Raw genomic sequence first — 25,962 nt, forward strand, 5'->3', positions numbered from 1 at the left:
GTAACAGAACTGGAGAAACGGCTGGTCAGCATATGGGAAGAGGTTCTGGGAGTCGAAGGAATCGGTGTGACGGAGAATTTCTTCGAGATGGGCGGGCATTCACTGAAGGTGATGGAGATGGTTGCTAAAATTTATAAGGAACTTGAAGTGGATGTTCCTGTTTACGTTGTTTTTCAATATCCAACTATTCTTCAGTTGTCTGCATTCATTTTTTCATCCGATGGTGTAGATCAAGAAAAGAAATTAGGGTATATCATTCAACTCACGCAAAGAGGAACGAAAAATTTATTCTGTTTTCCTGGTGCAGGTGGACTTGGAAATGCATTTCATGTGATGATGGGAAATATATCGGACTGGTCTGGCTATGGGTTAAATTTTGTCGATTGCAGCGACATTGTTAATAGATACATTAATGAGATCGAAAAAATTCAAAAGGAAGGTCCATATGTATTTCTAGCCTATTCTGCAGGAATCTCACTTGCATATGAAGTCATCAAGGCTTTCCAACAAAAAGGGGAATCTGTATCTCATCTCATCGTTTTGGATGCAAAGTTAGAAAGCATCAAAAATCCCTTAGAAGAAGATGAAATATCTCAGGTAATCGAACAAGCGTTCCGTAATTATCATGAAATAAGGGGTTTTTTGGACATTCCTAATTTTCGTCATCAAATTGCAGAACAAATGAAACGTTATATCAAGTTTTCTGCAAATACAATCTATGACCAGCCAATATTAACGCAAATACATCGAATTGAGTCAGAGTCCCATGATAAGTGGGACAATGAAGACTTAAAAACACTTGCGCATAACGGATATCGTTCTTATGCTGGTCATGGCCCTCATAATCGTATGTTACGAGAACCCTACGTAAAGGAAAATGCAGAAATATTGCAATGTATTCTCACTGACATAGTAATCCGTTAAAGGACATAGTTGAGGTTTACTTGCTAAATGAAGGACTTCATTATAGTGAAATTTCATGTGATATGTGAACTATCTTTGCAAGGAGGAGAAAATTTGAAACAAAGCAATTACTTCCGTTGGTTAACAGAGTGGATTGTGCCGATTGTAATAGGTGTTATAGTGGCGTTCGGAATTAAAACATGGGTTGTAAGTGCCGCAGTTGTACCATCATCCTCTATGTATCCTACAATTCCCGCAACGGGAACTCACCATGTTTATATTTTGGATAACAAACTAGAAATAGATTTTAATCGAAAGATTTATCGAGGAGAAGTCGTAGTATTTCATTTTCCGGACGCTCCAAAGGAGTTATATGTAAAACGAGTTATCGGCCTTCCTGGTGACACGGTTAAAGTCACCGCAAATGCGGTTTATATAAATGGGGAAAAATTAAATGAATCTAATCCTAATATTGCGAAGTCCAATCTTCCTAGGTTAGGGACGTATCATGTACCCTTAGGACATTACTTTATGCTCGGAGACAACCGTACGGTATCCTTCGACAGTCGCTACTGGGTTAACAAGTACGTGGCACGATCTGCCATTGTAGGTGAAGCTGATTTTATTCTTGCGCCAATTAGTAACATTGGTCCAATTTCACAGAAACTATCTGCATTTAACTAGATCTTGAAGATCAATGTGCATTTTATCGTATGCTGTTTTGGCCATCGCCAGATGGCCAAAAGCTGACGTAATTGCCTGTCCAAAAGTTGCTGGGTAAAATGGCCATATCCGAGGAAAGGAAAGACGCCCCTGTTCATGTGTTGCCGAGCCAACGGCATCACCAGGGACGTCCAAACCAATCAGATATGATCATTGTAGCAGATTTCAGGCTCGTAGAAAGTCCTAACATCGGTGTTTTTTGTTCGGAGTGCGGAGATTGTCCCCTGCCCTTGTTGCCAAGGTGAGCTTCGCTTCATCGGGAACCGGAAGAGAACGTGGATTCAAAGCTCTGGCGACAAGTTCAAACTCGTCATTCGTCGGCTGCGCTGTACGGATTGCAACAAGATCCACCACGAGCTTCCAAACTTCCTTGTTCCCTACCGTCGTCACGAAGCACAGAGCATTGAGGATGTCGTCATGGATAGGGCAATGCCTGTAGGTATTGAGGAATCAACCATTCGTCGCTGGCGTCAATGGTTGAATCCCTTTGCACTATACGCTGCTGGCTGTCTAGAGTCCATCGCGCATCGTTTCCATTGGACTGTGGAGAGTTCGTCCGCTCATCCACAAACCGCGCTCCATCGAATCGGACGCATCGTTGGAAGTGGAGTCGGTTGGCTGGCGCGTGCTGTCCGACCCATTGCAAACCTACATTTGTGGAGATCAACCCGTTCGGCGTTTTAGGCCGTTTCTGTTCGCGGTAAGTTCATGCTGAATCTACCAAAATGGAGGTAGTTGGCATGAAAGATTCGAGAAAAGCGGAAGAAATCGCCGCAAACAGGGTACAGATGCTGTCCCCGTTGCTGGTGGAAGGCTTGGATGCAGGCCGCGCACGACAGATCAGAGCTGAGATCTGCGCTCAAACAGGCCTCTCGGAGCGTACCATTCGCCGGTACCTGGCCCAGTATCGCAAAGAAAGTTTCGAGGGACTCAAACCGAGGACAAAGGTATACCAGCGGCCGGAGGCAATCCCTGAGTCACTCCTTGAGCAAGCCATCCTGTTGCGGCGAGAAGTTCCTACACGGAGTATCTCGCAAATCATCCAAATCCTGGAGTGGGAGGGGCACATAAAGCAAGGACAAATCAAACGCAGTACCTTACAGGAGAAACTGGCAGAGCGCGGATACAGCTCCCGCCAAATGCGGATGTATGCGGCTACTGGTACAGCAGCACGCCGGTTCCAGCGTCGCCACAGAAACGAGTTATGGCAAAGTGACATTAAATTCGGACCATATCTGCCTATCGGGCCAGGTGGAGCAAAGAAACAGGTTTACCTTGTTGTGTTCATCGACGACGCCAGTCGGTATGTATTGCATGCCGAATTTTACCCCACGCTGGATCAAACCATTGTGGAAGATTGCTTCCGCCAAGCCATTCAAAAGTATGGCACACCAGATGCCACATATTTCGACAACGGCAAACAATATAGAACTCGCTGGATGGCACGGACCTGTTCCAAGCTTGGTATCCGGCTCCTCTATACGAGGCCATATGCCGCTGAGTCGAAGGGAAAAGTGGAAAAATTCAATAGAACCATTGACTCATTCCTTAACGAAGTGGCATTGGACAAGCCTCAAACGCTTGAAGAACTGAATCAAAAGTTTGCTGTCTGGTTGTCGGAATGCTATCAGAACAGGCCTCACACCGCGCTCTCTATGGACGCTCAGTCGATCAGCCCCGAGACGGCATTCCGTAGCGACCGCAAAGCATTACGGTTTGTCGGACCCGAAGTCCTCGCCGACGCGTTTTTGCACGCAGAGACGCGAAAGGTGGACAAGTCTGGATGCATCAGTTTCATGGATTGCAAGTACGAGGTAGGACTGTCGTTCATCGGTTGCACCGTGGATGTTCTCTACGACCCAGCGGATATTAGCCAGGTGACCATTGAGTATAAGGGGCACGAGTCCTGGCAGGCCCATCCCCTCGTGATCGGCGAGCGCGCTGGCAAGCGCCCCAACTTGCCGGACCACCTCGGGCCTCAGCAAGCAGATTCATCGCGGTTGTTGGATGCAGCTCAGAAACAGCATGAACAGTGCAAAGAGCATCAGGCTCGGGCCATCTCATACACTTCAGCGTGGGACGAGGTGAAGAGAGATGTTTGAATCCTATTACGAGTTTCAACACACCCCGTTCGCCAGGGATATACCAGTCAACGAACTCTACACCTCGACATCACTGGAGGACACGCTCGGTCGACTCTCGTATGCGGCACAGCGGCAGTTATTTTGCGTTGTCACCGGTGATTGCGGGACCGGGAAAACCACGACCATTCGCCGATTTACAGCAACACTCGACGAGGCCACGTTCCATGTCCTGTACCTGTCAGACTCGAAACTCACACCTCGTCACTTCTACAAGGGAATGTTGGAACAGCTTGGCTGCGAGTCAAAGTTCTACCGTGGCGATGCGAAAAGACAACTGCACCGCGAGATTGAGTTAATGCGTGGAATTCATCATGTGCAGCCAGTGTGCATTGTAGACGAGGCCCATCTTCTCGACCGAGAGATGTTGGAAGAAATCAGGTTTTTGTTAAATTTCAGGATGGATTCACAAAGCCCCATGGCACTCATCCTCGTAGGGCAAAGCGAACTGTGGGACCGCCTCAACCTTCAGGCGTATGCCGCCATCCGTCAGCGCATCGACGTACAGTGCAAGCTTCCATACTACGACCGTGCTGAGGTGAGTGAGTACATTCGGTGTCATCTGGCTTACGCCGGAGCCCCGCACGACATTTTCTCAGATAAGGCCATCGACGAGATTTACCGGTTCTCCAGCGGCGCAGTACGATTGGTCAACAAAGTATGCACCCACTGCCTGATGTATGGTGCTCAAAGCAGACATCGCATCATTGATGACCATGTCGTCAACCTAGTGATTCAGGGAGAGTTGTCATAATGACGAAGAGACGCACGACACGCGGCACGTTGCGCTACAACGAAACGACAGACCGTTTTCATCTCTGCGCGGAGCACGCCGTCCTCCCATTGCACTGTGGCGAGGGGATTGCATTGCGGTTTCGTGAAGAATTTACTTGGGGACGCATGGAAGTGGACGGAAACGGTGACTGGTATGTGATCTTTACGCTTAGCGACAAATCCTCCACCAAACTGACCCTCAGAAGAAATTCGACCTATGAAGCAATGACATACAGCTGACGGCGGGGCCTTTGAGCCCTGCTACCCCAACACGCTCTATAGTCACATTGTCCGTCAAAATTTGGACAACACACACCGTCAACTTCCGGTCACTACATGGCATCCTTAACAGTATGCATATACAGTTAAAGTCTTAAGTAATGTTGTAAATTCAGTGATTCCTTGATTCGATAACAATTTCAGATCTAACACACTACGATTTACGTAGAGACGATAGATATGGATTGATCTCCGCCGTGTTCCACGAGTTTCACTGTATTGGATATTTCACGTCATCTTTTGTTTGTCCTGCACAATTGCGTCGACCTCTTCCGGAAACCGTTGCCCCGAGTGTGGATGTTGGATAAGTCGTATCCACAGTCATTATCATCGTACCGCTGAAGACATCCCTGTTTTGGCCATCTAGTGATGGCCAAAACAGGATACGCGCGATTGCTCACGAAGTTGATTTGAGTCGAAAGACGTCCGCAAGTATATTTCATGGACTGAAGTGTCCATTACCCGCCGAACATCAAGCGAGCGGTACCTTGTTGGACCCGTACCGATCGTATGTCGCGGATCTTCGGCGATTATGGAAACGTGGTGAAGAGCCTATCGTACGATGCAATCGTATCAGTCCAAGAGCGGCTGCAAAGTTATTGACCCAACCACGAGGACACGTGAAGGTCGGTGACATGCCTTACTTAACGAAAATCTTCGCCGAAGTGGATGGAGCCACCACGATCAACGAACTTGTACAATTCTTTTATAGCCTGATGAAAACGAGAAATGGATCTGGACTAGATGATTGGCTGGAACGAGTCATAGCATCTGGCGTCCGCGAACTGCGGAATTTTGCTCAAGGGATTCGCAAAGATGACGATGCTGTGCTCGCAGGTATTTCGGAACCCTAGAGTAATGGGCAAGTGGAAGGGCAAATTAACCGACTAAAAAATCTAAAGAGATAGATGTTGTGGAGCGAGCTTTGCGTTGTTGAGAGCTCGCCTACTCTATCATGTGATAACCAACTCGTCCACAAGACGGCAAACTTTGTCGACCACCATACTCACGGACACATATTTTCACCAAAATCGCGAAAGAACCATTTTACAACCGCTGCCCACAAGATCACTTTAATGCGAAAGAATATGGATATATTTTCTATGCATAAATATAAAAGTGATTTTTGTTTCTGAATAAATTTGCATTGTTAGTAATAAATTATCGCTGTTATATGTTACTTAAGAGCTTTATCAATACTCTTCACCACGTTGGTGTACAATAACGGTAAATCTCTCCAGAGAGGATGAACCATACCGTGACACGAAACAGCGGCGAACATATACACACCAACCGCCTGATCTACGAAAAATCACCATACCTCCTACAACACGCTCATAACCCGGTCGATTGGTACCCATGGGACGACGAAGCCTTTAAGATTGCCCGGAGATACAACCGACCCATCCTTCTGTCCATCGGCTACTCGTAGCCCTGCGGGGCTACGAGTAGCAATATACGGATATGGAGTAATATATGGACCTGTCATTGGTGCCATGTTATGGCGCACGAATCATTTGAAGACGAACAAGTCGCAGCATACTTAAACGAACATTACGTTGCCATCAAAGTTGACCGGGAAGAGCGTCCAGATATCGATCACGTCTACATGATGTTCTGCCAAGCGCTCACGGGTGAAGGCGGTTGGCCGTTGACCGTAATTATGACACCAGATGCGCATCCGTTCTTTGCGGGTACCTACTTTCCGAAAACGGCGCGCTATGGCCGACCTGGGGTGCTGGATATCCTGCAGACTCTACACGAGCGTTGGGAGACAGATGGAGCGCGCATGCGCGCGGCCAGCGTGGATGTGACCAAGCGCTTGCAGCCGATTTTCGCCAGTTCTCCAGGCGCATATGATGCCGATGCAGCACTGTCAAAAGCGGCCAACGCGCTCACGCAGCGTTTTGATGAGCAGTACGGCGGATTTGGAGATGCGCCCAAGTTCCCATCATTTCATCAACTGTTGTTTTTATTGCGTTACAACCGTTTCACAGGAGATAAAGAGGCGCTGCAAATGGCGCTGCACACCTTGGAGGCCATTCAACGAGGCGGCATTTACGATCACGTTGGCGGTGGGTTCTCTCGCTATTCGACCGATATGTTTTGGCGTGTGCCACATTTCGAGAAGATGTTGTATGACAATGCCCTTGCGGTACTGACCTATGCAGAAGCGTTTCAGCAGTCGGGAAATGTGCAATTTCGGCGCGTAATTCATGAAACATTGACATATATCCTGCGTGAGATGACATCGCCAGAAGGGGGATTTTACGCAGCGCAAGATGCTGATTCAGAAGGGCAAGAAGGTCGTTTTTATGTCTGGCGTCCGGATGAAGTGATCGCTGCGCTGGAAGAACCACTTGGTCAGTTGTATTGCGCTTTCTACGACATTACGGAAGAGGGAAATTTCGAAGGGGACAGTGTGCCCAATTACATTGATACAGACGTAGATGCATTTGCTGCAGCTCGCGGCCTGACGGTGGAAGAATTGCAAGCAAAGTTGGCAGAGGCCAATGAACGACTGCTCGAATGGCGAGCGCATCGCGTGCATCCGGACACGGACGATAAAGTGCTGACGGCGTGGAATGCGCTGCTCATCGCTGCGCTCGCCAAAGCGGGCGCGGTTTTGGGAAATGCGGAGTACGTGGGTATGGCCGTACGGGCGGTGTCATTTCTGGAAGCGCATTTGGTGGATGGAAATGGGCGTCTGCTTGCGCGTTATCGCGATGGCGAGGCCGGGATTCTCGCATATGCGGATGACTATGCCTATTTGGTCTGGGCCTACATCACCATCTACGAGACCACACTGGATCCGTTTTATCTGCACCGAGCAGAACATTGGCAAAAGCAGATGGATGCGCTGTTCTGGGATGAGGCGGATCATGGTTATTTCCTCACGGGACACGACGCAAACGAACTCATCGCTCGGCCGAAAACGGTCTATGATGGTGCAACACCTTCCGCCAATTCGGTCGCTGCGTACAATCTTGCTCAGCTGTATGCCATCACAGGCCGCAGCGCCTACGCGGATAAGGTGGAACAAATTTTTCAAGCGTTCGGGGAGGTGCTTGGCGAAGCGCCCACCGAACACCTGCATATGTTGAGTGCGAGTTTGTGGGTGCACGGCGGATCGACCGAAGTGGTGGTGGCTTCGGGAAACCAGGGAGCGGACATGGACGAGATCCTAAAAGCTTGGCACGCTCGGTATTTGCCGGAGGCTGTGCTTTTGACACCGAAGGTACGGGTGGATGGCGAGGAGATGTACCCGGCTCAGAGCGACGAACTGCGCGTGTACGTATGCCGTCAGTTCCGGTGTGAGCAACCAGAGCAAGATTGGCGAACCGCTTTTGAAAAACTGGTTGCATCGCCACCACGGCTGCGGACGGCGGAGGAATGATGATGGAACTGCAGTTTGATCACCTTTTACATGCGGTGCACGATCCGCTCATCGTGCGCCGTGATTTTGAACGGCAGTTTGCTTACAACACAGTCGCAGGTGGGGTGCACCCACAGTGGGGAACCTACAATGCGCTTGCGTATTTCGGTTTGTCGTACATCGAATGGATAGGCATCAAGGACGAGCAAACGGCAAGGGGAACGGAGTTTGGGCGTCAAGTGGCGAGCAGGCTGGATGTAGGAGAAGGTGCAATTCAGTTCGCGCTGCGCACGACAAAGATGGACGAGGTGGCTGCGCTGTGGCGGGGGAAGGGGCTCGAATTTACTGGGCCCTTGGCGGCGTCGCGGCAGCGGCCCGACGGCCAGGTATTGCAATGGCGCATGCTTTTTCCTCGCCAGGAAGCTGGTGGCGCATTCAAGCTGCCGTTTCTGATCGAGTGGCAGTTATCAGATGAGGCGCGCTTGGCTGATTTGCAGCAAACAGGTGCGCTCACCACTGCGCCTGGCTATCAGATGCGGGCCGTGCATAGTGCGGTGCAAGATTTGTCGGCATTCGCCAATCGCTGGCGCATGTATTTCGGAGATGGACTGGAACTGCTGATCGATGACACGCGTGGTGATGAGGGGCTGTGTATACAGTTGGGGGATGTGCAACTATGTTTTTGGGTGGCAGCAAATCGACAAGTGTCTGCGGATGTGGATAGGGTAGGCGAGCATCCATATCAGTTGGATTTTGTGCGGATGGCGAAAGGACAGTCAAGCCATCCGTGCGCGTTCCACGGGCTGATGGTGCGTGTATGACTTGAGGCAGGGTTTTGAGAAATGTTCCAAGGGCCAGACTTTCAATCGTATTTGCGGTATAGTGTGAAGGTGGAAGTCACATAGCATGTCAGCGTTTTGCAAAACGCTCACATAGGAGGATTTGCAAGTGAATAACCCAAACACACCTGGACATCACACATCGCAGTCTGCCACACCTTTGACGCAAGCGCAGATCGAACAAGCCGTGGCGAAGAGCGCGGAAGGCATCGTCCAGGCGCTTGGTCTGCTTCAGGATCTGGAAGAACGTGGTGTGTTGCCATTGACACGTGCGTTGATTGAACAGGGAGACGATGTTGTCAAAATCATCCTTGCCTTGGCGAACAACCCTGCATATGCGGGCGGGTTAAAAAATGCGCTCGCGTTGGTCAAAGGGGTTGCGGCCGTGCAGCCAGAAACGATGGCAACGTTGTCGAACAGCGTCCAAGCAGGATTGCAGGAGGCTGCGGCAGTTCAAACGCAAGAGGAATCGTCCTTGGGTGTGTATGACGCGCTGAAAGCATTGCGGGATCCAGATGTGAACCGCGCCATCTCCTTTGGTTTGGCTTTTCTAAAGGGTATGGGCAAGGCGCTGGCACAACCAGAGGATGCTGAAGCGTAACAATGCACAGATGTGCGATGTGTCGCATCGTCTTTATCTGGCGTGATTCATATCGTCAGAACGTGTAGTGGGGTGCCACTCGCGCTCTGATTTTTTTATTGTGGGAACAAGCGTACTTAGCGACGAGTACGCTTCTTCACCATCCTTTTGGCACGCTGTTTCGTTTTTACCGTATCAGTCGATGGGGGCAGTAGTGTATCTAAGACACCGCGTAAATAGCGGATTTCCTTTGTCAAATCTGCTGTTGATGTGCGTTGAAGCTTGGCTTCAATCCGGGGAAGAAGTGTCTGGCTGATTTGCGAAAACAGGATATGTTCCACTCTGCCATCAACATAGCCAAGCATTCTCGTCATCACCTCACGCAGTGCTATTGCCGCGCGATCATGCAGTGTTTCTGTTTGTTTCGTCGATTTTTCCACTGGCCCGCCCCTCGCTTCTCAAATAAGACATCGTATGCGTCTGCTGGAAAATGCGGTATCCGCGTTTGGAAACAATTTGAGTCTTCGGGCAGTCAAGATGTCTGTGATGCTGTGCGAGGGGGAATTGTCGTATCGAGTGAAACACAAAGGCTGACGCACACGCATCAGCCTTTGTGTTCTTTTGTTGTATCTAAGCAGTACTAGATGTGAATCATCGAGACGATCATTGCGCAAAACATCAATACGCCGAAGCGAAATAGGAGGTTGGATGTCCCTTTGACCGCAGCGTGCAGCTTCGCTGGTTCAGTGAAGCGGTAGTACAGTCGAGTCACGTATACTGCTGTCGGAATGGTTGCGAGGACAACAAGCGCCCATGGCGTCAAAAATCCTAGCACAACCAATGCGATAACCAGCAGATAGGTCATGCCAAATACGCTGCCGAAGAGCACGCGCCCGCGCTGGCGCCCGACCAGGATGGCGATGGTTTTGCGACCGCCGCGCTTGTCCTGATCCATATCTCGAATGTTGTTCGCCAGCAAAATGGCTCCAATTAACAAGCCAATCGGAATAGATACAAGCGCCGCCCGCCAAGTGATATCCCCTGTCTGCAGATAAAACGAGATAAGGACAATGACGGGTCCCATGGCAGTGGATGCCGCCAGTTCGCCGAACGGGGTGTACGCCAATGGCCACGGGCCGCCAGAATACATATAGCCCACCATGACGCAAGCAGCGCCAATTAAGGCAAGCCACCACGTGGTTTGTGTACACAGATAGACGCCAATCAGCAGGGCAACCAAAACAGATATCCATCCGAGAGCAAGCACAACTTTCGGTTGGATGCCATCACGTACAATTGTACCGGAGATACCAACCATGTTTTCATCATCGAGACCGCGCTTATAGTCATAGTACTCGTTGAACATATTGGTAGCCGATTGAATCAGAATGGATGCCAGCAACATCGCAATAAATAAGGAAGTGTGAAAATGGGTTGACGGCATCGCCAGTCCGGTGCCGACGAGGACCGGCACGATACTCGCCGTCAACGTGAATGGGCGGAATAGGCGCCACCATACGCCAAACTGCTGTTTTGTCATCCGTTTCGTTGCCTCCTTTCGTTCGGTTGTCACATCACTTTGAATTGATAGCAAAGTAAAATGTTACAGAGAACAAATCCATCGTTATCCTAGCATGGCAAAGGGAAAGTCGGCAAATGAGACGTTTTCCAAGTATGGACTTTTATGTTGACATTTTGACCGGACATTAGACAAGTTCTATAATTATTTGCGTTGTCATCTTAAGTTGACGGATTTTTAGAGAGCAGGAGGCCTGTAATATGGCGCTACAGTGGGAGCAAGTAAAAGAGTATACAGATATTATTTATGAACGCGCGGATGGCATTGCGCGTGTGACCATCAATCGCCCGGAGGTACATAATGCGTTTCGCCCGGAAACGGTCACAGAGATGATTGATGCATTCAACCACATTCGCGATGATGAATCGACGGGGGTCGTGCTGCTTCAGGGCGCGGGCCCAAAAGCGTTTTGTTCTGGCGGCGACCAACGTGTGCGCGGGCACGGCGGCTATGTGGGGAGCGACGAAGTGCCACGGCTCAATGTGTTGGATTTGCAGCGGCTCATCCGCCAGTTGCCAAAGCCCGTGATTGCAGTGGTCGCCGGTTATGCCATCGGTGGTGGCCATGTTTTGCATCTCGTGTGTGATCTGACCATTGCCGCAGACAATGCGCGTTTTGGTCAAACCGGGCCAAAAGTGGGCAGCTTTGATGCTGGGTATGGCGCAACCTTGTTAGCGCGCACGGTCGGACATAAAAAGGCGCGTGAAATTTGGTATCTCTGCCGTCAGTACTCCGCACAGGAAGCACTGGACATGGGGCTTGTAAACACCGTTGTGCCGTTGGAACAACTCGAGGCGGAGAGTATTCAATGGGCGCAAGAGATTTTGGAAAAGAGCCCGATGGCGATTCGCTTTCTCAAGATGGCGTTCAATGCGGATACAGATGGTCTGGCGGGCTTGCAGCAGTTCGCAGGAGACGCGACCATGCTGTACTACATGATCGACGAGGCCAAGGAAGGGAAAAACGCATTTCTGGAGAAGCGCAAACCAGATTTTTCGAAGTTTAGACGTATGCCGTAATGAAATGAGCATGTACGTTGCATCGCTTTGTCACAGAGGACGCAGGTGAGATCATGGAATGGACGGAGATAGAGCCAGTTCGCGTCGTTCCGGACTGGTTACAACAGAGATCAGAACAACAACCGACACGGGTGGCTATCGCGTCGCCCGATGGCAGCTGGACATATCACGAATTGTACGATGCCGCGTGTAAATACGCGGCTTCGTTGCGAAATTTAGGTGTGCTGGAGGGCCAGCGCGTCGCCGTGCTGGCTAAAAAAGGGGCGCGCTATGCGCTGATGTTGCATGCGCTCATGCAATTGAATGCCGTGATCGTACCGCTGAACTGGCGATTGACAGGGGAAGAGTTGGCGCAGCAACTGGCGGATTGTGAGGCTGTGATGTTGCTGCATGACGCGGCTTGTGCGTCATTGGCAGCAGACCTGTGTGAGTTTTATCAAGTGCGACTGGGGGCACACGCCATTGAGCAGTTGCCGCGCTCAACGGAACCCATTGCTCGTCACAATGTCGATCTCGTTCGACCACATGCACTCATTTATACATCTGGCACAACAGGACGTTCTAAAGGGGCCATCATCACTTACCAAAATCACTGGTGGGGGGCGATGGCGTCGGTTTTGCAACTGGGATTGGACGCGAACGAGCGTTGGTTGGTCCCGATGCCATTGTTTCATGTCGGCGGCATGGCCGTATTGATACGCAGTCTCATCTATGGAACGACGGTTGTGATTCACAACGGTTTTGATGAAACGGCAGTGAATCGTGCGATAGAACAAGAGGGCATTACACTTTTATCTGTCGTTCCCGCCATGCTGCAGCGCATGTTGGATCACCGCACGAGGCCGTATCCAGCCACATTGCGGTCTGTGCTCTTAGGCGGCAGCGCCGCGCCGCGTCCGCTCTTGGAGCAGGCGCTGGCCCTTGGGGTGCCTATCAACCAAAGCTACGGTCTGACGGAAGCCAATACGCAAGTGACGACGCTGCAATCGGTGGATGCGCTGCGCAAAGTGGGCAGTTCTGGAAAACCGCTGGCTGTGACCCGCGTGGCCATTGACACGCCTGACGGGTTGACACACGCGCCGAATGTGGAGGGAGAAATCGCCATCCAAGGACCCACTGTGGTATCCGGCTATTATCATCGTCCCGAGGCCAACGCGAGATCATTTCGCGACGGTTGGTTTTATACAGGTGACATTGGGGTCTTTGATGAAGAAGGGTATCTGTTCGTGCTGGATCGCCGGGCGGATTTGATTGTCTCGGGGGGAGAGAATGTCTATCCGGCCGAAGTCGAGTCTGTCCTGGCACAGCATCCACAGGTATTGGAATCCGCCGTCGTCGGGCAGGCGGACGCGCGTTGGGGGCAAGTGCCTGTCGCTTTTGTCGTGGCGGCGGGCAATGTCGCCGAAGAAACGCTCATCACGCACTGCAGGACGCATTTGGCGGCCTACAAAGTGCCCAAAGCAGTTTATCTGCTCAAGGAACTGCCTCGCAATGCATCGGGAAAATTGTTGCGTCGCGCGTTGAAGGAGCGGTTGTCGCGATGATCGAGGATGCGCAAATGATCGTGGACGCCGTTGTCAGCGCTTGGGGCAGCGCACAAGCCGCAGAAGGGCTGCCTGGCTGGTGTGCGGTTCGCTGTGAATTGCCCACGAGTCGTTCTTTGACGAGGTTTTTGGATTGGCAGGCGCGGCAGCCCATTGCTTTTTTCGCCCATCCTGAAACCGGAGAACAGATGCTCGGTTTCGGTGCGGCGCAAGTGATTGCGGGCGACGGTGCGGATGTCGAGGGAGAGACGCATCGCCAGTTGCGCGAGATGTCCATCGCTGCAGATCTGCGCTGGTTCGGCGGATTTGCGTTTGACCCGACGACATCGCTGACAGGCATTTGGTCCGGTTGGCCACAAGCCATCTGGTTTCTGCCCAAGCTGACTCTGGTCCGCGAGGCGGACACCGCAGAAGTGCGACTGATTTATCTCGATCACGTCGGCCAATCGCCAAGCGAGGTCAAAAGGGCGCTTTGTGCGCTGTTCGCGACCGATGCCTCTGATGCGGTATCGCACACAGCAGGTGGTACTGCAGTTGCGGACGCGATGGAAAATGGACTGGTTCACGATTTGTCCGCATGGCAGACTTATCTAGAACAGTCGCTCAAAGAAATTGATGAGGGGCGTTTGGCAAAAGTCGTCATCGCGCGTCAACAGCCGCAGCGGGTGGAGACGACGCTGATGGAAACCATGGACCGCTTGATATCGGGATATCGCGACAGCCACGCGTTTGCGATGCACTGGCACAAATTGTGGTTTTTAGGGGCGAGCCCAGAGCAACTAGTGCGTGCGGAATCGGGCACATTGGCGGTGGACTGTTTGGCGGGCTCCATGGCCAGAGGTCGCACGTTACATGAGGATGAGGCGCTGGCAGCCGCATTGTTCGCGAGCGAAAAAAATCGCAATGAGCACCAGGCGGTGGTGCAATTTGTGACCGATAGATTAAAGTTGATCTCACAAGAAATTGAGTGGCCAGATGTGCCGACGGTCAAGCGTTTGGCCAACGTCCAACATTTGTTTACGCCGGTGCGGGCCAAGCTCAATGACGGCAAGCACATCCTCGACGCCGTGTCGCTTTTGCACCCAACGCCAGCAGTGGGCGGGGTGCCTCGGGCAGATGCTTTATCATTTATCCGTACGCACGAAGGCTGGGAGCGAGGGTATTACGCCGGCGCGTTTGGTTTTATGGATGGCGCAGGCGATGGCGTATTGACCGTCACGTTGCGATCCGCCGCAGTTCGCTATCCCACCGCAATGCTCTTTGCTGGTTGTGGAATTGTGGCAGGCTCTAATGTGGATGAGGAGTGGAAAGAGACACAGATGAAATTGCTGCCCATGCGCATGGCCTTTCAACAAGGGGGAGACACGAATGTCCAATAGCAAATTGTGGCCAGTACATGCGTTCGTGGAGGGCCTCGTCGCCAATGGGGTGCGTTTTGCTGTCAATTCGCCGGGATCGAGGAACACGCCGCTGACGTTGGCGCTCGCTGAACATCCGGAGATGACGGTATTTACCCATCTGGATGAGCGATCCGCCGCGTTCTTTGCGCTGGGTCTTGCCCAAGCAAAGCATGCGCCCGTGGTCATTGTCTGCACTTCTGGCACGGCGACGGCAAACTATTATCCTGCTGTGATGGAGGCGTTTGCCGCACATGTTCCGCTCATTGTGGTGACGGCCGACCGGCCGCCGCGATTGCGGGAGGTGGGCGCAAATCAGGTGGTGCGCCAAAATGGCATGTACGCTCAACACGTCAAGTGGGCTGTCGAGATGCCGATACCAGACGGAGAAATTCGCACCGCGAAACATGCGACTGGCGTGGCTGCGCGTGCAGCGGCTGAGGCGTTGGCAACGCCAGCGGGTCCAGTACATATCAATTACCCATTGGTGGAGCCGTTGCTGATCCCAGCGCGCGCGGCATGTGCGGATATGCAAATGGTCTGCCCGCCGATTGTCTACGCATCAACAGTCGTTGAACCGCAGCCTAGCGCCTTGACGGCACTGCAAGAAGCGCTTGCCCATGCAGAGCGCCCGCTCGTTGTGCTCGGGCCGCAGCGAGATAAGGAATATGCTGTCTTGGTACAGGCATTTTGCCAGCGCAATCAAATTGCCCTGTTTGCCGACAGCTTGTCACAGGCTCGTTTTGCCACCGGCAAAGACACGGTGGTCATCGGTCACTACGATCTCTTGCTCGATGCCGCGAAAGAGACCTGTTTGCTGCCAGATGTCGTGCTGAAAATCGGGGCGGAACCGACGTCGAAATCTTTGGCTGCATATCTCTCGCGCGCTTCTGCGCAAAGCCGTGTATTTGTCAATGACGAGACGGCTGTGTATCGAGATGCAAACGGGATTGCCACCGACGTGCTGATAGGCCATCTTGGGCAGTGGTTGCAAGCTGTGGAGATTGCAGACGGGCCGCGGGTGGAGTTTTTACAATGGTGGACACGCGCGGACAAGTTTGCCAGCCATTTTATTCAGAAATATACCGATAAACATTGGTTTGAGGGGACGCTTTTGCGTGTGCTGCTGAATGCGTTGCCCAAAGAGGCGCAGTTTGTCATCGGCAACAGTCGCCCCGTACGGGATGTGGACGCGCTCGCGGAGCGGGATCGACCGCCGCTTTTGATGTACGGCAATCGGGGTGTCAGCGGCATCGACGGCGTGGTTTCCACGGCGTTCGGCATTGCTGCTGCTGCACCGACTTTGCCGACTGTTTTGTGCATCGGCGATGTCTCTTTTTATCACGATCTCAATGGGTTGCTCGCGGCGTCTCGCTTTGCCGTGCCGCTCATGATTGTATTGGTTCACAACGATGGGGGCGGAATTTTTCAACACTTGTCACAGGCGGAACGACAAGAGACGTTGGACTATTTTACGACGCCACATGGGTTGAATTTTCAAGCGATCATCGAGGCGTATGGTGGTACGTACGAACAAGTGTGTGATTCTCCGTCGCTTGCAGAGGCGGTTTCGCGTCTTGCGCAACAGCCAGGACTGAAGGTGATAGAGGCGCGTTTTGCCAATGATGAGAGCGTGCGTCACTACCGGTCCATGCGCTCGAGAATTGGGCGCGTGATGCGGGGGGAGACGGATTGAACCAACATCTGCAAATTCGTGGCGTGGAGTACCGCGTTCAGGTTGTCGGCGAGGGTGCGCCACTGTTGCTGTTGCACGGCTTCACAGGTTCGAGCGATGTGTTCGAACCGTTTTTTGCGAAGTGGCAATCCCATTTTCGCTGTATTGTTCCGGATTTGCTAGGGCACGGCATGACCGATGCGCCGTCGGATCCAAAGCGTTACACCATGGCCGAAACTGTCGCGGATCTCGCTGAAATACTAGATGTTTTGGCGGTTTCGGAAGTGTCTGTTTTGGGATATTCGATGGGTGGACGCATTGCGCTCGGATTTGCGCTGGAGAAGAGGGCGCGCGTGCACCGCTTGGTGTTGGAAGGCGCCTCTCCGGGGTTGCATACGGCCTCTGAACAACAAAAGCGGCAAATGGCCGATGAAGCATTGGCAAAAACGATTTGCGAAGGGGGCGTGGCGTCGTTTGTGCAGGCATGGGAGGAAATTCCGTTGTTTGCATCGCAAAAGCGCTTGCCTGACGCTGTATTTGCCCGACAGCGACGCATTCGTTTGGCGCAGCGAAAAGAGGGGCTTGCCGCAAGCCTGGTCGGCATGGGGACCGGACGGCAACCTTCTTATTGGTCGGCCTTGACGACGTTTGATGTTCCAACGTTGCTCATCACGGGCGAACTTGACAGCAAATTTACCAATTTGAATGCGAACATGGCAGAACGAATGGCGGCGGCGCAACACGTTGTGATGGCAGATGCGGGACACACACCACATCTCGAACAGCCGGCAGCATTTGAACAGTTGGCGTATGATTTCTTGTTAGACTCAATTGAACGGGCCACTTGAACATACCGGATAAGTGTAGAAATTCGTAAATGTGCGATGATTCGTGCCGAGTGTTCTGTGTACACTAAGTATATCTGTGTCGTGGGAGAGGATTTCATTTGTTACATTTGGTTGGCAGTTGGGAACAAACCTTGATGATTTTGTTCATTATCGTCGGGTTGGGGCTCATTGTCAGTAAACTTACAGAGAAACCGCGCATTCCCGATGTGGCCGTATTTTTAGTGTTAGGCATCTTGTTGGGACCTCAAGTTTTACATCTGGTTGACGCGCCGAGTCAATCGCAAGTCAATCAGTTCATTTTGTATTTGGGCGCCACTTTGATTTTGTTCGACGGCGGTCGTGCCGTGCAGTTTGATGTTTTAAAACGGGTGTATACGAGCATTGCCTTGTTGGTCACGGTTGGGGTGGTCGTCAGCGCTTTGATTGTGGGAACAACTGCCCATTTTTTGCTTGGCAGTTCGTGGGTTTGGTCGCTGCTGCTCGGCGGAATCGTCGCTTCCACAGATCCAGCCACGCTGATTCCTGTATTTGAACGGGTACCGGTGATCGCTCGCCTGCAGCAGACAATGGAGACGGAATCCGCGTTCAACGATGCGACAGCTTCCGTGCTGGTGGCAACTTTGATGACGACGCTTGCGACGCATGCGGGTTTGCATATGGGGCCTGCGGTTGGTCAATTTTTTCAGGAGTCGCTCATTGGACTTGCAGTTGGCGTGGTCTTTGGCTTAATTGCATTGTGGTCTGTCTCGCGTCGGGGATGGGGTGTTCTCCACGAGTACGGGTCAATTGTCATGTTTGTTGCGGCCATTGGCTCCTATGTGATGGCGGATAAAATTCATGCCAGCGGCTTCATGGCAGCTTTTGCAGCAGGTGTCATAACCGGAAATGGCAAGACATTTGGCTGGCCGTTGGCGGAGGACACCCATATACATATTGAACACTTCGATAGTGTGATGACTACCATCATGCGCATCTTGATATTTGTCCTGCTTGGCACACAAGTCAACTTTGTCGTTGTTTATCATTACCTGTGGTTGGGTTTACTCATTGTCGCGGTGTTGATGTTTGTCGCAAGACCAGCATCTGTGGCCAGTTGTGTATTTTTTGACAGGATCGCGAAATGGGATAAGCGTGAGGTTGCATTTATGATGTGGGTCCGTGAAACGGGCGTTATCCCCGCAGCCTTGGCCGGGTCCGCTGTTGCCGCGAAAATTCCGCAGGCTGATGTCATCATGGCCATCACTTTTTTAGCCATTCTTTCTACGATTCTGGTACAGGCGACGACCACAGGTGTGGTGGCGAAACGGCTGGGTGTGAATCGAGATGTTCCATTGGAGGATTTGTAAATCTCTGATCGACCGAAGTGTCAAATTTAGGTCACTAACTTATACCATGGCTAGAAGGACATGCTGATGAATAGGATAAGCGGAGGAGAAATTGTTCTTCTTCGGCTTCTGTGTTCAACATATGGTACAGCAACAAACAAAACTGCACTTTTGTTCGAACGTTGGATAATTCAAGTTGTCCAGTGAGCTTAACCCGTTTACAATAATGGAGTGGATGTTGCCAAGGGGGCGGTACCAGTGCGGCGCGTTTTAATCCTATCCGCGTCGTTTGGAGCGGGACACAACCAAGCGGCCTATGCAGTTCAGGAGACGCTTCGAGACAAAGGTGCAACTGCAGAAGTTGTCGATTATGTCAGTCTGTTAAATCCGGCATTGAGATCATTTGCGAAATTCAGTTTAATCCAAGGTGTGCAGAAGGTACCAAGTTTATATGGATTGTTTTATAAATCCATGTCAAAAATTGAGCCGGATTCACCATTGCAGCGTTATGTCAATCACATCGGCATCACGCGTATTCAAGATTATATTGACGCATTTGAGCCCAATGCCATTGTCAGTACATTTCCAACGCCGATGGGCGTGGTCGGTGAATTGCGTCGGCATGGGACGGTGCGTGTGCCAAATCTGGCCATCGTCACTGACTACACGGCGCATCGACAGTGGTTCCACGATTACGCGGATCACTATTTTGCCGCGACACAAGAGGTCAAGCGCGACCTTGTATCGTATGGAATCGATGAAGGTTCAGTGGATGTGTTTGGCATTCCGCTGCGGCGCAAATTTAGCAAAGAAGCAGTGCGTCATTTACACATGCAGCGTAGTTCAATTTTGCGACAGTTGTCACTCTCGCCGGATGTGCCCATCGTCTTGTTGATGGGTGGAGGTAGCGGGGTTTTGGGTGATGCGTCTGAATGGGAGTCGTTCATTGCGAAATCTGGCCTGCAGTACATTGTCGTATGTGGACAAAATCGCAAAATGGAACGTAGATTCATACAACTGAAAAGTGATCGTGTGCGAGTTTACGGCTTTACCAGTGAAATCGACAAACTGATGGCAGCCTCAGATGTGATCGTCACCAAACCAGGTGGTTTGACGTTGACCGAGTCAATGGCGATGGGGGTGCCCATGATTTTGTTTCGTCCCATTCCTGGCCAGGAAGAAAGCAATGCGGATTTTGCCGTTCGCGCCAATGTTGCCGTACGAGCGCGCAATGTTGAAGACGCGCAGTCGTTCTTACAAGTCATTGCGCAAAATCCGGAAATGCTTCAGCGCATGCGAGCGGCAGCAAATCAGATGCCTGTCTTGGGCGCGGCTGAACATATCGCGGAACGGATTTTGGATTTGGCGGTTGAACCATTCCCTTCTTCCACACGGACGCTGTCTTCTGAGCTACAGGTCACGTAAGGAGGACGTACGTGCTGATGTGGTGGATCATCGCCGGATTGATTGTGCTCATGTTATTGTGTTATTGTGTCGCGCCAGTTATTTGGACGCGGACGTTCAGAAAGTCTTGTATATACCAAACGAATCAATCGGGAACGGTTTCGCTCACATTTGACGACGGGCCGCATCCAGTTTATACACCGCAATTGCTCGATGTGTTAAACGCGTTGAATGTCAAAGCGACTTTTTTCGTCTTGTCGCATCGAGCAAAACAGCATCCAGCGCTGATTGAGCGGATGATCTATGAGGGGCACGATGTAGAGGTGCATGGCCATCGTCATTGGTTTGTGCCGCTTCTGCATCCGTCGGCGACCTATCGACAATGTATTGGCGCGAGTCGCGCGCTCATTAGCGCATTTGACATCGATAGCAGGGTGTATCGCCCGACCTGGGGCGCTTGTAATTTGGCGACACTCTTGTTCATCCGAGTTCATCGCATGCGCTTGTGCACTTGGAGCGTGATGGTTGGCGATTGGCGGAAAACCGCACCCGCAGAACTGGTCGACCGCATTGCCAAGAAACTCACCGATGGCGCAATCATCGTCTTGCACGACAGTGATCACACATTGGGCGCAGAACATGGGGCGCCAAAAGAGGTCATTGCGGCAATTCCAGCCATTGTTCAACTCGTTCGTGCACAAGGGTATCAATTTGTGACAATCTCGGAATGCGTGTAGGAGGGGAGAAATGTGCTCAATCGACTGAAACGGGGACTGTTTGAGGGTTGGGAGGCACTCTTTCATCGCATGTTTCATCTGCAGGAATTGGTGGCAGGAGAAGAGCACCTGTTCTACATTGCGAAACGGAAGTATATTGGTAAATCGTTTGTCGTGGATGGCGTATCCGTCGGACAGGGCGATACGGTGATTGAGCTTCATTTTAACAACGAGATCGTCGAAAAAATATTGAGTCAAAACGACAATCTCGTTCGAGCGATGGTGCAGTTGATTCTGCAGGCCCGCAAGTCGATGCCTGCCTTGGTGGAAGCCGTTCAAGCGCCACAGTATGCGGCTGCACATGCGCTGTACGGCATCACGTTTATCAATCGGGGCATCGAGCGTTTCGGCTTTCATACGCGGCCAATGCAAAGTCGATTTATAAAAAAACTGACCACTTGGCATCTTAAGAATGTATTGCGCATGTACAATCCAGATGCGGATCAGGTGATTGCAGCACACGAAGATGTGTTGGAGCCGAAAATCGTCGTCGCGTCTAAAGCGCGCCTCATCGAGCTCTTTGGTCAATTGGAACAAGCAGGCCATGTTCCGACTGAGAATAGACAACGAATATCCGTCACTGATCAGTATACGGTTCAGTCATGAAGGTACTACTTCTATATGGCTCGTTTGGCGATGGTCATGTACAAGCGGCCAATGCGTTGGCGCAAGTATTTGAGACGCGCTACAAGGCTGAAGTCATCAAGTTGGATTGTTTTCGCCAGACCAACCCACAGTTTGCCAGGGCAAACGAATGGCTATATGAAACGTTGACCCGTTATCTCCCGCACGTGTACGGGGCGAGCTACGATTTCACGCGCACATTGAGTCCGAAACACCCTCTGTGGTCATTGCTCGCCCATTTTTCACGGCGAGCCACTTGGCATGCATTGCTGGAACACCAGCCGGATATTGTCGTACAGCTGTTTCCCGATCACGCCTTGGCCAGACTGCCGCGCTTTTTAGCTGTAAAACCTCTGATTGTCACGGTTTTAACCGATTTCGAAATACATAGTAGATGGTTTCATGCCAATGTGGATCTCTACCTGCTTCCCACGACTTGGACACTACAGCGTTCAACGCGGTTCATGTCACCTGCTAGTACGGCCTCTGTAGCAGGCATTCCGATTCGTGAACAATTTTCTGCATGTCGCTTGAATCAAGTGATGGATGGGGCTTACATTGTACTGGCTGCTGGCGGACGAGGGGTTTTTCCGGATTTGTCGGCCGTGTTGAAACAGTTATTGCAGTATTTTGCGACACATCGCGTCGTCGTACTCTGTGGTCGAAATGAACGCATGAGCGCAGTGGTGAAGGAGATCGGAGAGAAGTTAAATGTGAAAGAGCGGCTTTGTGCGTTAGGGTATACGGAACAGATTGCGACATGGTTTCAGCAAGCAACATTTGTCATCACTAAAGCCGGGGGGATCTCTGCAGCGGAATGTCTCGCATCGGGCGTACCCCTGATTTTCTATAAACCTCAGCCGGGGCAAGAGCAGAAGAACGCGGTTGCGATCGAAAAAATGGGGGCGGCCCGGGTTGCGAAAAATCTACACCACTTGGCAGAAGTGTTGGATGGGATGACGAATACCGTTTTAGCGCAAATGAGAGAGGCGAGTATAGCGCATGGGCATCCAGTTGCAGCGCAGGCGGGTGCTCGAGAAATTGTAGATATGTGGAAGCGGATGAAGCGCTAGAACGTCATGTGTGATGCGTTCTGCAACAGCAGAATCACGAAGATGCGAGTCAATCGGAAGCATTGCAGATGACACGGCACAAAGGTGCCGCACAAGAGAGTGAAGGGCACACGTCTTGGCGTGCGCCCTTCACTATTTCATGCATTAGGGGCAAATTGTCCATAATGCCCGCCGTAGTACAACAATGGGGATTTTGTATCATCCACTTTCACTGCAACAACTTCGCCAATCAGCACGATGTGATCTCCACCGTCCAATTCTTGGGCGAGACGGCACTCCAAGTTGGCCAAGGCTCCATCGAGCAATGGGCTATGGAGCGTACCGACATGGTGGGGGACTCCGTTTAATTTGTCTTTTGATTTGCTTGCAAAATGATTGGATAAGTCCGATTGCTCTGAGCTGAGAATATTTACAGCAAATGCGTTCGCGCCCCGGGCCAATCTCAGTGTCGTTGATGTTTTATCAATACACACCAAAATGTATGGGGGATTCAATGACAATGAGCAAAAGGCAGATACGGTTAAACCGGCTTGCTCAGTATCGTGCGCCATGGTGACAACAGTCACACCGCTGGCAAAGTGACCAAGGGCATGCCGAAATGATGATGGATCTATCGTCATCCTATTGCTCCTTTCTATAGAACACATGGTGATGGTGACGCATTATATTTTATCCTATGAGAGAGGAAAATCACAACAAGTCACGAAATTACGACAATTCCTGGCATGTTTTGATCACGTTTCTTCGTGTGCGTTTTCATTTTTTCTTCGCGTTCTATCAAAATATGATTGATGCCGACAAGTTTTTCTGTTTATAATTAGGCCAGCGCTCGAAAATTAGTCCGTACTCTATGCGCTAGGGGCAGGCGACCGCAGATTTCTGACAAAATAAGCACAATGATGTACATATAGAGAAATGGGAAAAGTGTTACATAGGCATTTTATCAATGCTTACATATTTTCATTGTGTGCGCTGTCAGTTTGTAAAACGATGTATGACAGATTTGTGTGTCGCTGAGCAGGACGGAAAAGGGGCTTGTTTCTGTGCGTTTTAAATTGTTGCTCAGCTTGTCGACGACTGCCGCGATGGGGTTATCCCTCTCAACAGTTTATGCTGGGACTGTTCATTACACCGTGAAAAGTGGAGATTGCCTCTACAGTATTGCGACCACCTATGGGACAACAGTCGCCAAATTAAAATCGTTAAACGGTTTGTCATCGAATTTGATCCATCCCGGAGAATCTCTTATAGTCAAGAAAACCACGAGCCAATCATCTTCAGCCAAGACCATTTCTTATCAAGTTTCTCCATCATCATCTTCCGCGACGACATATACTGTGAAGTCAGGCGATTCTTTGTGGGCTATCAGCCAACAGTACGGTGTTTCTGTCACTCAATTAGAAGCATGGAACAACTTGAACGCCAACAGTATTCTACATGTAGGTCAGAAAATTACGATTAAGGGCGGATCCTCCAGTTCGACATTGAGCAGCCGCAGCTCATCTCCGCTTGATTCCATTGCCGCGATGGCACAAGGGCAGGTAATTGTTCAATATGCAGAGCAGTTTCGCGGTACGCCCTATGTATGGGCGGGCACGTCACCGAGCGGGTTTGATTGTTCTGGTTTCGTTCAGTATGTCTTTGCGCATTTTGGCATTTCTCTGCCGCGGACAAGTTACGACCAATACACTGTGGGTTCTGCAGTTTCAGAGAGTAACTTGGCGCCGGGAGATGTCGTATTTTTCGATACGGATGGTTCAGGCGCATCTCATGATGGTATATATGTTGGCAACGGACAGTTTATTAACGCGGCAAGCACGCAAGTTGAAATTGACAGCCTGAGTGGGTATTGGGCAAATCACTATGTCGGTGCACGAAGCGTGTAATATGCACATTAAAACTGCACGCCCGACAAAGGCGTGCAGTTTTATTTCAAAAGGATATAGAGAGCGTTTGCAACGCAGGGCAAAACGCACATACACCATGTGTTCATCTTGAGTGTTCATCTTGAGCTATGCCCAGGCATGTATGGATAAATAGCCCACAGTGCTTACCAGCAACACAACTGAAAGGGCTACAGCGGTGCGTTCTGCGAATTTGGCAACACGCTGCAGCGTGACAATCGGGTCATTTGGTTTGTCGGTTTTCATCTTCGCCACGCTCCTTACTCTTTGGTGCTTGTCCATAGTTTAGCACCAATTCATCGCTTTCAATCATTTTCATGTACCCTTATTTGTGAAGCTTGTGTTTCGAAATCGTCGATTGATTTGCGTTTGTGGCAGATTGTGTCGATTGTTTTACGGCATAAATCTGATCTTTCGCCTGCAGCAATGTGATCATATGCCCTTCTATCCTGTAAATACCGGCACCTGGTGCTGCGCCATCTGCGATACTCCCGTTGACTTTTATTTTCATGGTTCTGTTGGTGCGGGATCCATCACGCATGGCGGTCTATGGGTTTCTGAAGGGTGTTCACTGTTCGCTTTTCCAGTGCAAAACGTCTTCAGGGTCAGCTGGGATTCGGCCGTAGTGACGTTTGGCGTGGAAATTGTGAATTTGTTCGCAAACAACCTCCATATTCTCAAGGATTTGCGTTTCAGAAGTGGGTGATGGGCTCCAGTAGTAAATATGCATGGAAAAGGGTTGCCCGTCATCCGTTTCACGCGTGTACACAATATTCTCTGCCTTGCGAAACCCATTCTTTTCATAAAAACGCAGACGTTTTTTTGCATCTTTATCGTTGTCATCAGCTGGTTCAACTTCCGCAAGCAATGTTTTCCCGCGATTTTTAAACGAGTCAATCAGTTTACTCCCAATGCCTGATCCACGTGTTTTTGGATTGACTAGTAAATAGTCAATAAAGATAAAATCGTCAAACTCAGCGTAAATGATCAGATATTCGCTTGTTTGTTCGCGACGATATGCCACGTGTTCAGCAAAAAGTTCCTGCATGTGTTCTGGATGTTTCAGTTCGTGTTCCGGAAAATATTTTTCCAAACGTGTATACCATTCTTGTTCCAATGCGCATTCCCCGTTTCCTAATGCCATCATCGATGGGGGTATTCCTATCTTTACCCATGCTG

At 50.7% G+C, this 25,962-nt stretch carries 25 protein-coding genes and 1 pseudogene; 21 read left to right on the top strand and 5 right to left on the bottom strand.

Annotated features, from left to right (window positions below):
* The 10 genes and pseudogenes from ACFSB2_RS00425 to ACFSB2_RS00470 all read left to right on the top strand — a co-directional run.
* Positions 1 to 924: thioesterase domain-containing protein (locus tag ACFSB2_RS00425; RefSeq protein WP_377940532.1), on the top strand; the 924-nt coding region annotated here is incomplete at its 5' end.
* Positions 925 to 1,017: 93 nt separating this feature from the next.
* Positions 1,018 to 1,587 (top strand): signal peptidase I, encoded by a 570-nt coding sequence (lepB, locus tag ACFSB2_RS00430; protein WP_377940533.1) that lies wholly within the window; start codon positions 1,018 to 1,020, stop codon positions 1,585 to 1,587.
* A gap of 231 nt (positions 1,588 to 1,818) precedes the next feature.
* Positions 1,819 to 2,310: a DUF6431 domain-containing protein gene (locus ACFSB2_RS00435; protein WP_377940534.1), complete on the top strand. Its 492-nt coding sequence runs from the start codon at positions 1,819 to 1,821 to the stop codon at positions 2,308 to 2,310.
* Positions 2,311 to 2,366: 56 nt separating this feature from the next.
* A complete protein-coding gene (locus tag ACFSB2_RS00440) occupies positions 2,367 to 3,728 on the top strand; it encodes a DDE-type integrase/transposase/recombinase (RefSeq protein ID WP_377940535.1) in 1,362 nt (453 codons plus the stop codon).
* The gene (locus ACFSB2_RS00445; protein WP_377940536.1) at positions 3,721 to 4,521 is read left to right on the top strand and encodes an ExeA family protein; all 801 of its coding nucleotides are present in this window, start codon (positions 3,721 to 3,723) and stop codon (positions 4,519 to 4,521) included. Before ACFSB2_RS00440 ends, ACFSB2_RS00445 begins: the two co-directional genes overlap by 8 nt.
* Entirely contained in the window at positions 4,521 to 4,781 is a 261-nt protein-coding gene (locus ACFSB2_RS00450) for a DUF5348 domain-containing protein (protein WP_377940537.1), read from the top strand. The genes ACFSB2_RS00445 and ACFSB2_RS00450 overlap by 1 nt, the downstream gene beginning before the upstream one ends.
* A 674-nt stretch (positions 4,782 to 5,455) precedes the next feature.
* Entirely contained in the window at positions 5,456 to 5,674 is a 219-nt protein-coding gene (locus ACFSB2_RS00455; RefSeq protein ID WP_377940538.1) for a hypothetical protein, read from the top strand.
* Between the two features lie 392 nt (positions 5,675 to 6,066).
* Positions 6,067 to 8,217: pseudogene (locus ACFSB2_RS00460) on the top strand (thioredoxin domain-containing protein).
* Positions 8,218 to 8,219: 2 nt separating this feature from the next.
* Positions 8,220 to 9,017: a VOC family protein gene (locus ACFSB2_RS00465; RefSeq protein WP_377940539.1), complete on the top strand. Its 798-nt coding sequence runs from the start codon at positions 8,220 to 8,222 to the stop codon at positions 9,015 to 9,017.
* Between the two features lie 127 nt (positions 9,018 to 9,144).
* Entirely contained in the window at positions 9,145 to 9,636 is a 492-nt protein-coding gene (locus tag ACFSB2_RS00470; protein ID WP_377940540.1) for a helical membrane plugin domain-containing protein, read from the top strand.
* A gap of 116 nt (positions 9,637 to 9,752) precedes the next feature.
* On the opposite strand, the gene ACFSB2_RS00475 is transcribed toward ACFSB2_RS00470, so the two are convergent.
* Positions 9,753 to 10,055 (bottom strand): hypothetical protein, encoded by a 303-nt coding sequence (locus ACFSB2_RS00475; RefSeq protein ID WP_377940541.1) that lies wholly within the window; start codon positions 10,053 to 10,055, stop codon positions 9,753 to 9,755.
* 200 nt (positions 10,056 to 10,255) lie between these two features.
* Complete coding sequence (locus ACFSB2_RS00480) at positions 10,256 to 11,188, bottom strand: 1,4-dihydroxy-2-naphthoate polyprenyltransferase (protein WP_377940542.1); 933 nt, start codon at positions 11,186 to 11,188, stop codon at positions 10,256 to 10,258.
* Positions 11,189 to 11,394: 206 nt separating this feature from the next.
* Here ACFSB2_RS00480 and menB point away from each other — a divergent pair, with 206 nt between their 5' ends.
* The 10 genes from menB to ACFSB2_RS00530 all read left to right on the top strand — a co-directional run bounded on the left by menB (position 11,395) and on the right by ACFSB2_RS00530 (position 22,879).
* The gene (menB, locus tag ACFSB2_RS00485; protein ID WP_377940543.1) at positions 11,395 to 12,213 is read left to right on the top strand and encodes a 1,4-dihydroxy-2-naphthoyl-CoA synthase; all 819 of its coding nucleotides are present in this window, start codon (positions 11,395 to 11,397) and stop codon (positions 12,211 to 12,213) included.
* Positions 12,214 to 12,230: 17 nt separating this feature from the next.
* Positions 12,231 to 13,757: an o-succinylbenzoate--CoA ligase gene (locus ACFSB2_RS00490; RefSeq protein ID WP_377940545.1), complete on the top strand. Its 1,527-nt coding sequence runs from the start codon at positions 12,231 to 12,233 to the stop codon at positions 13,755 to 13,757.
* Positions 13,754 to 15,136 (top strand): isochorismate synthase, encoded by a 1,383-nt coding sequence (locus ACFSB2_RS00495; RefSeq protein ID WP_377940546.1) that lies wholly within the window; start codon positions 13,754 to 13,756, stop codon positions 15,134 to 15,136. Before ACFSB2_RS00490 ends, ACFSB2_RS00495 begins: the two co-directional genes overlap by 4 nt.
* A complete protein-coding gene (menD, locus tag ACFSB2_RS00500) occupies positions 15,126 to 16,850 on the top strand; it encodes a 2-succinyl-5-enolpyruvyl-6-hydroxy-3-cyclohexene-1-carboxylic-acid synthase (RefSeq protein WP_377940547.1) in 1,725 nt (574 codons plus the stop codon). Before ACFSB2_RS00495 ends, menD begins: the two co-directional genes overlap by 11 nt.
* On the top strand, positions 16,847 to 17,677 hold the full coding sequence (gene menH / locus ACFSB2_RS00505) for a 2-succinyl-6-hydroxy-2,4-cyclohexadiene-1-carboxylate synthase (RefSeq protein ID WP_377940548.1): 831 nt from the start codon (positions 16,847 to 16,849) through the stop codon (positions 17,675 to 17,677). The genes menD and menH overlap by 4 nt, the downstream gene beginning before the upstream one ends.
* Before the next feature lie 98 nt (positions 17,678 to 17,775).
* Positions 17,776 to 19,023 (top strand): cation:proton antiporter, encoded by a 1,248-nt coding sequence (locus ACFSB2_RS00510; protein ID WP_377940550.1) that lies wholly within the window; start codon positions 17,776 to 17,778, stop codon positions 19,021 to 19,023.
* Positions 19,024 to 19,260: 237 nt separating this feature from the next.
* Positions 19,261 to 20,427 (top strand): MGDG synthase family glycosyltransferase, encoded by a 1,167-nt coding sequence (locus ACFSB2_RS00515; protein WP_377940551.1) that lies wholly within the window; start codon positions 19,261 to 19,263, stop codon positions 20,425 to 20,427.
* 17 nt (positions 20,428 to 20,444) lie between these two features.
* Entirely contained in the window at positions 20,445 to 21,143 is a 699-nt protein-coding gene (locus ACFSB2_RS00520) for a polysaccharide deacetylase family protein (protein WP_377940575.1), read from the top strand.
* Between the two features lie 12 nt (positions 21,144 to 21,155).
* Complete coding sequence (locus tag ACFSB2_RS00525) at positions 21,156 to 21,788, top strand: YkoP family protein (protein WP_377940552.1); 633 nt, start codon at positions 21,156 to 21,158, stop codon at positions 21,786 to 21,788.
* Positions 21,785 to 22,879 (top strand): MGDG synthase family glycosyltransferase, encoded by a 1,095-nt coding sequence (locus ACFSB2_RS00530; protein ID WP_377940553.1) that lies wholly within the window; start codon positions 21,785 to 21,787, stop codon positions 22,877 to 22,879. The genes ACFSB2_RS00525 and ACFSB2_RS00530 overlap by 4 nt, the downstream gene beginning before the upstream one ends.
* A 137-nt stretch (positions 22,880 to 23,016) precedes the next feature.
* On the opposite strand, the gene ACFSB2_RS00535 is transcribed toward ACFSB2_RS00530, so the two are convergent.
* Positions 23,017 to 23,499 (bottom strand): flavin reductase family protein, encoded by a 483-nt coding sequence (locus ACFSB2_RS00535; RefSeq protein ID WP_377940554.1) that lies wholly within the window; start codon positions 23,497 to 23,499, stop codon positions 23,017 to 23,019.
* A gap of 423 nt (positions 23,500 to 23,922) precedes the next feature.
* Between ACFSB2_RS00535 and ACFSB2_RS00540 the strand changes: the two genes are divergently transcribed.
* The gene (locus ACFSB2_RS00540) at positions 23,923 to 24,765 is read left to right on the top strand and encodes a C40 family peptidase (RefSeq protein ID WP_377940555.1); all 843 of its coding nucleotides are present in this window, start codon (positions 23,923 to 23,925) and stop codon (positions 24,763 to 24,765) included.
* Between the two features lie 126 nt (positions 24,766 to 24,891).
* Here ACFSB2_RS00540 and ACFSB2_RS00545 read toward each other — a convergent pair whose 3' ends face one another.
* Both ACFSB2_RS00545 and ACFSB2_RS00550 read right to left on the bottom strand, forming a co-directional pair.
* Complete coding sequence (locus ACFSB2_RS00545; protein WP_377940556.1) at positions 24,892 to 25,029, bottom strand: hypothetical protein; 138 nt, start codon at positions 25,027 to 25,029, stop codon at positions 24,892 to 24,894.
* Positions 25,030 to 25,351: 322 nt separating this feature from the next.
* Positions 25,352 to 25,900 (bottom strand): GNAT family N-acetyltransferase, encoded by a 549-nt coding sequence (locus ACFSB2_RS00550; RefSeq protein WP_377940557.1) that lies wholly within the window; start codon positions 25,898 to 25,900, stop codon positions 25,352 to 25,354.
* Positions 25,901 to 25,962 lie beyond the last annotated feature (62 nt).

It is taken from the genome of Alicyclobacillus fodiniaquatilis (assembly GCF_042678105.1).
Classification (GTDB): domain Bacteria; phylum Bacillota; class Bacilli; order Alicyclobacillales; family Alicyclobacillaceae; genus Alicyclobacillus; species Alicyclobacillus fodiniaquatilis.

Excerpts from the sequence above, each read along its gene's own strand:
- ACFSB2_RS00440 (WP_377940535.1), top strand. The coding sequence starts at position 2,367 with ATGAAAGATTCGAGAAAAGCGGAAGAAATCGCCGCAAACAGGGTACAG.
- ACFSB2_RS00445 (WP_377940536.1), top strand. The coding sequence starts at position 3,721 with ATGTTTGAATCCTATTACGAGTTTCAACACACCCCGTTCGCCAGGGAT.
- ACFSB2_RS00450 (WP_377940537.1), top strand. The coding sequence starts at position 4,521 with ATGACGAAGAGACGCACGACACGCGGCACGTTGCGCTACAACGAAACG.
- ACFSB2_RS00455 (WP_377940538.1), top strand. The coding sequence starts at position 5,456 with ATGCCTTACTTAACGAAAATCTTCGCCGAAGTGGATGGAGCCACCACG.
- ACFSB2_RS00465 (WP_377940539.1), top strand. The coding sequence starts at position 8,220 with ATGGAACTGCAGTTTGATCACCTTTTACATGCGGTGCACGATCCGCTC.
- menB (WP_377940543.1), top strand. The coding sequence starts at position 11,395 with ATGGCGCTACAGTGGGAGCAAGTAAAAGAGTATACAGATATTATTTAT.
- ACFSB2_RS00495 (WP_377940546.1), top strand. The coding sequence starts at position 13,754 with ATGATCGAGGATGCGCAAATGATCGTGGACGCCGTTGTCAGCGCTTGG.
- menD (WP_377940547.1), top strand. The coding sequence starts at position 15,126 with ATGTCCAATAGCAAATTGTGGCCAGTACATGCGTTCGTGGAGGGCCTC.
- ACFSB2_RS00520 (WP_377940575.1), top strand. The coding sequence starts at position 20,445 with ATGTGGTGGATCATCGCCGGATTGATTGTGCTCATGTTATTGTGTTAT.
- ACFSB2_RS00530 (WP_377940553.1), top strand. The coding sequence starts at position 21,785 with ATGAAGGTACTACTTCTATATGGCTCGTTTGGCGATGGTCATGTACAA.
- ACFSB2_RS00535 (WP_377940554.1), bottom strand. The coding sequence starts at position 23,499 with ATGACGATAGATCCATCATCATTTCGGCATGCCCTTGGTCACTTTGCC.
- ACFSB2_RS00545 (WP_377940556.1), bottom strand. The coding sequence starts at position 25,029 with ATGAAAACCGACAAACCAAATGACCCGATTGTCACGCTGCAGCGTGTT.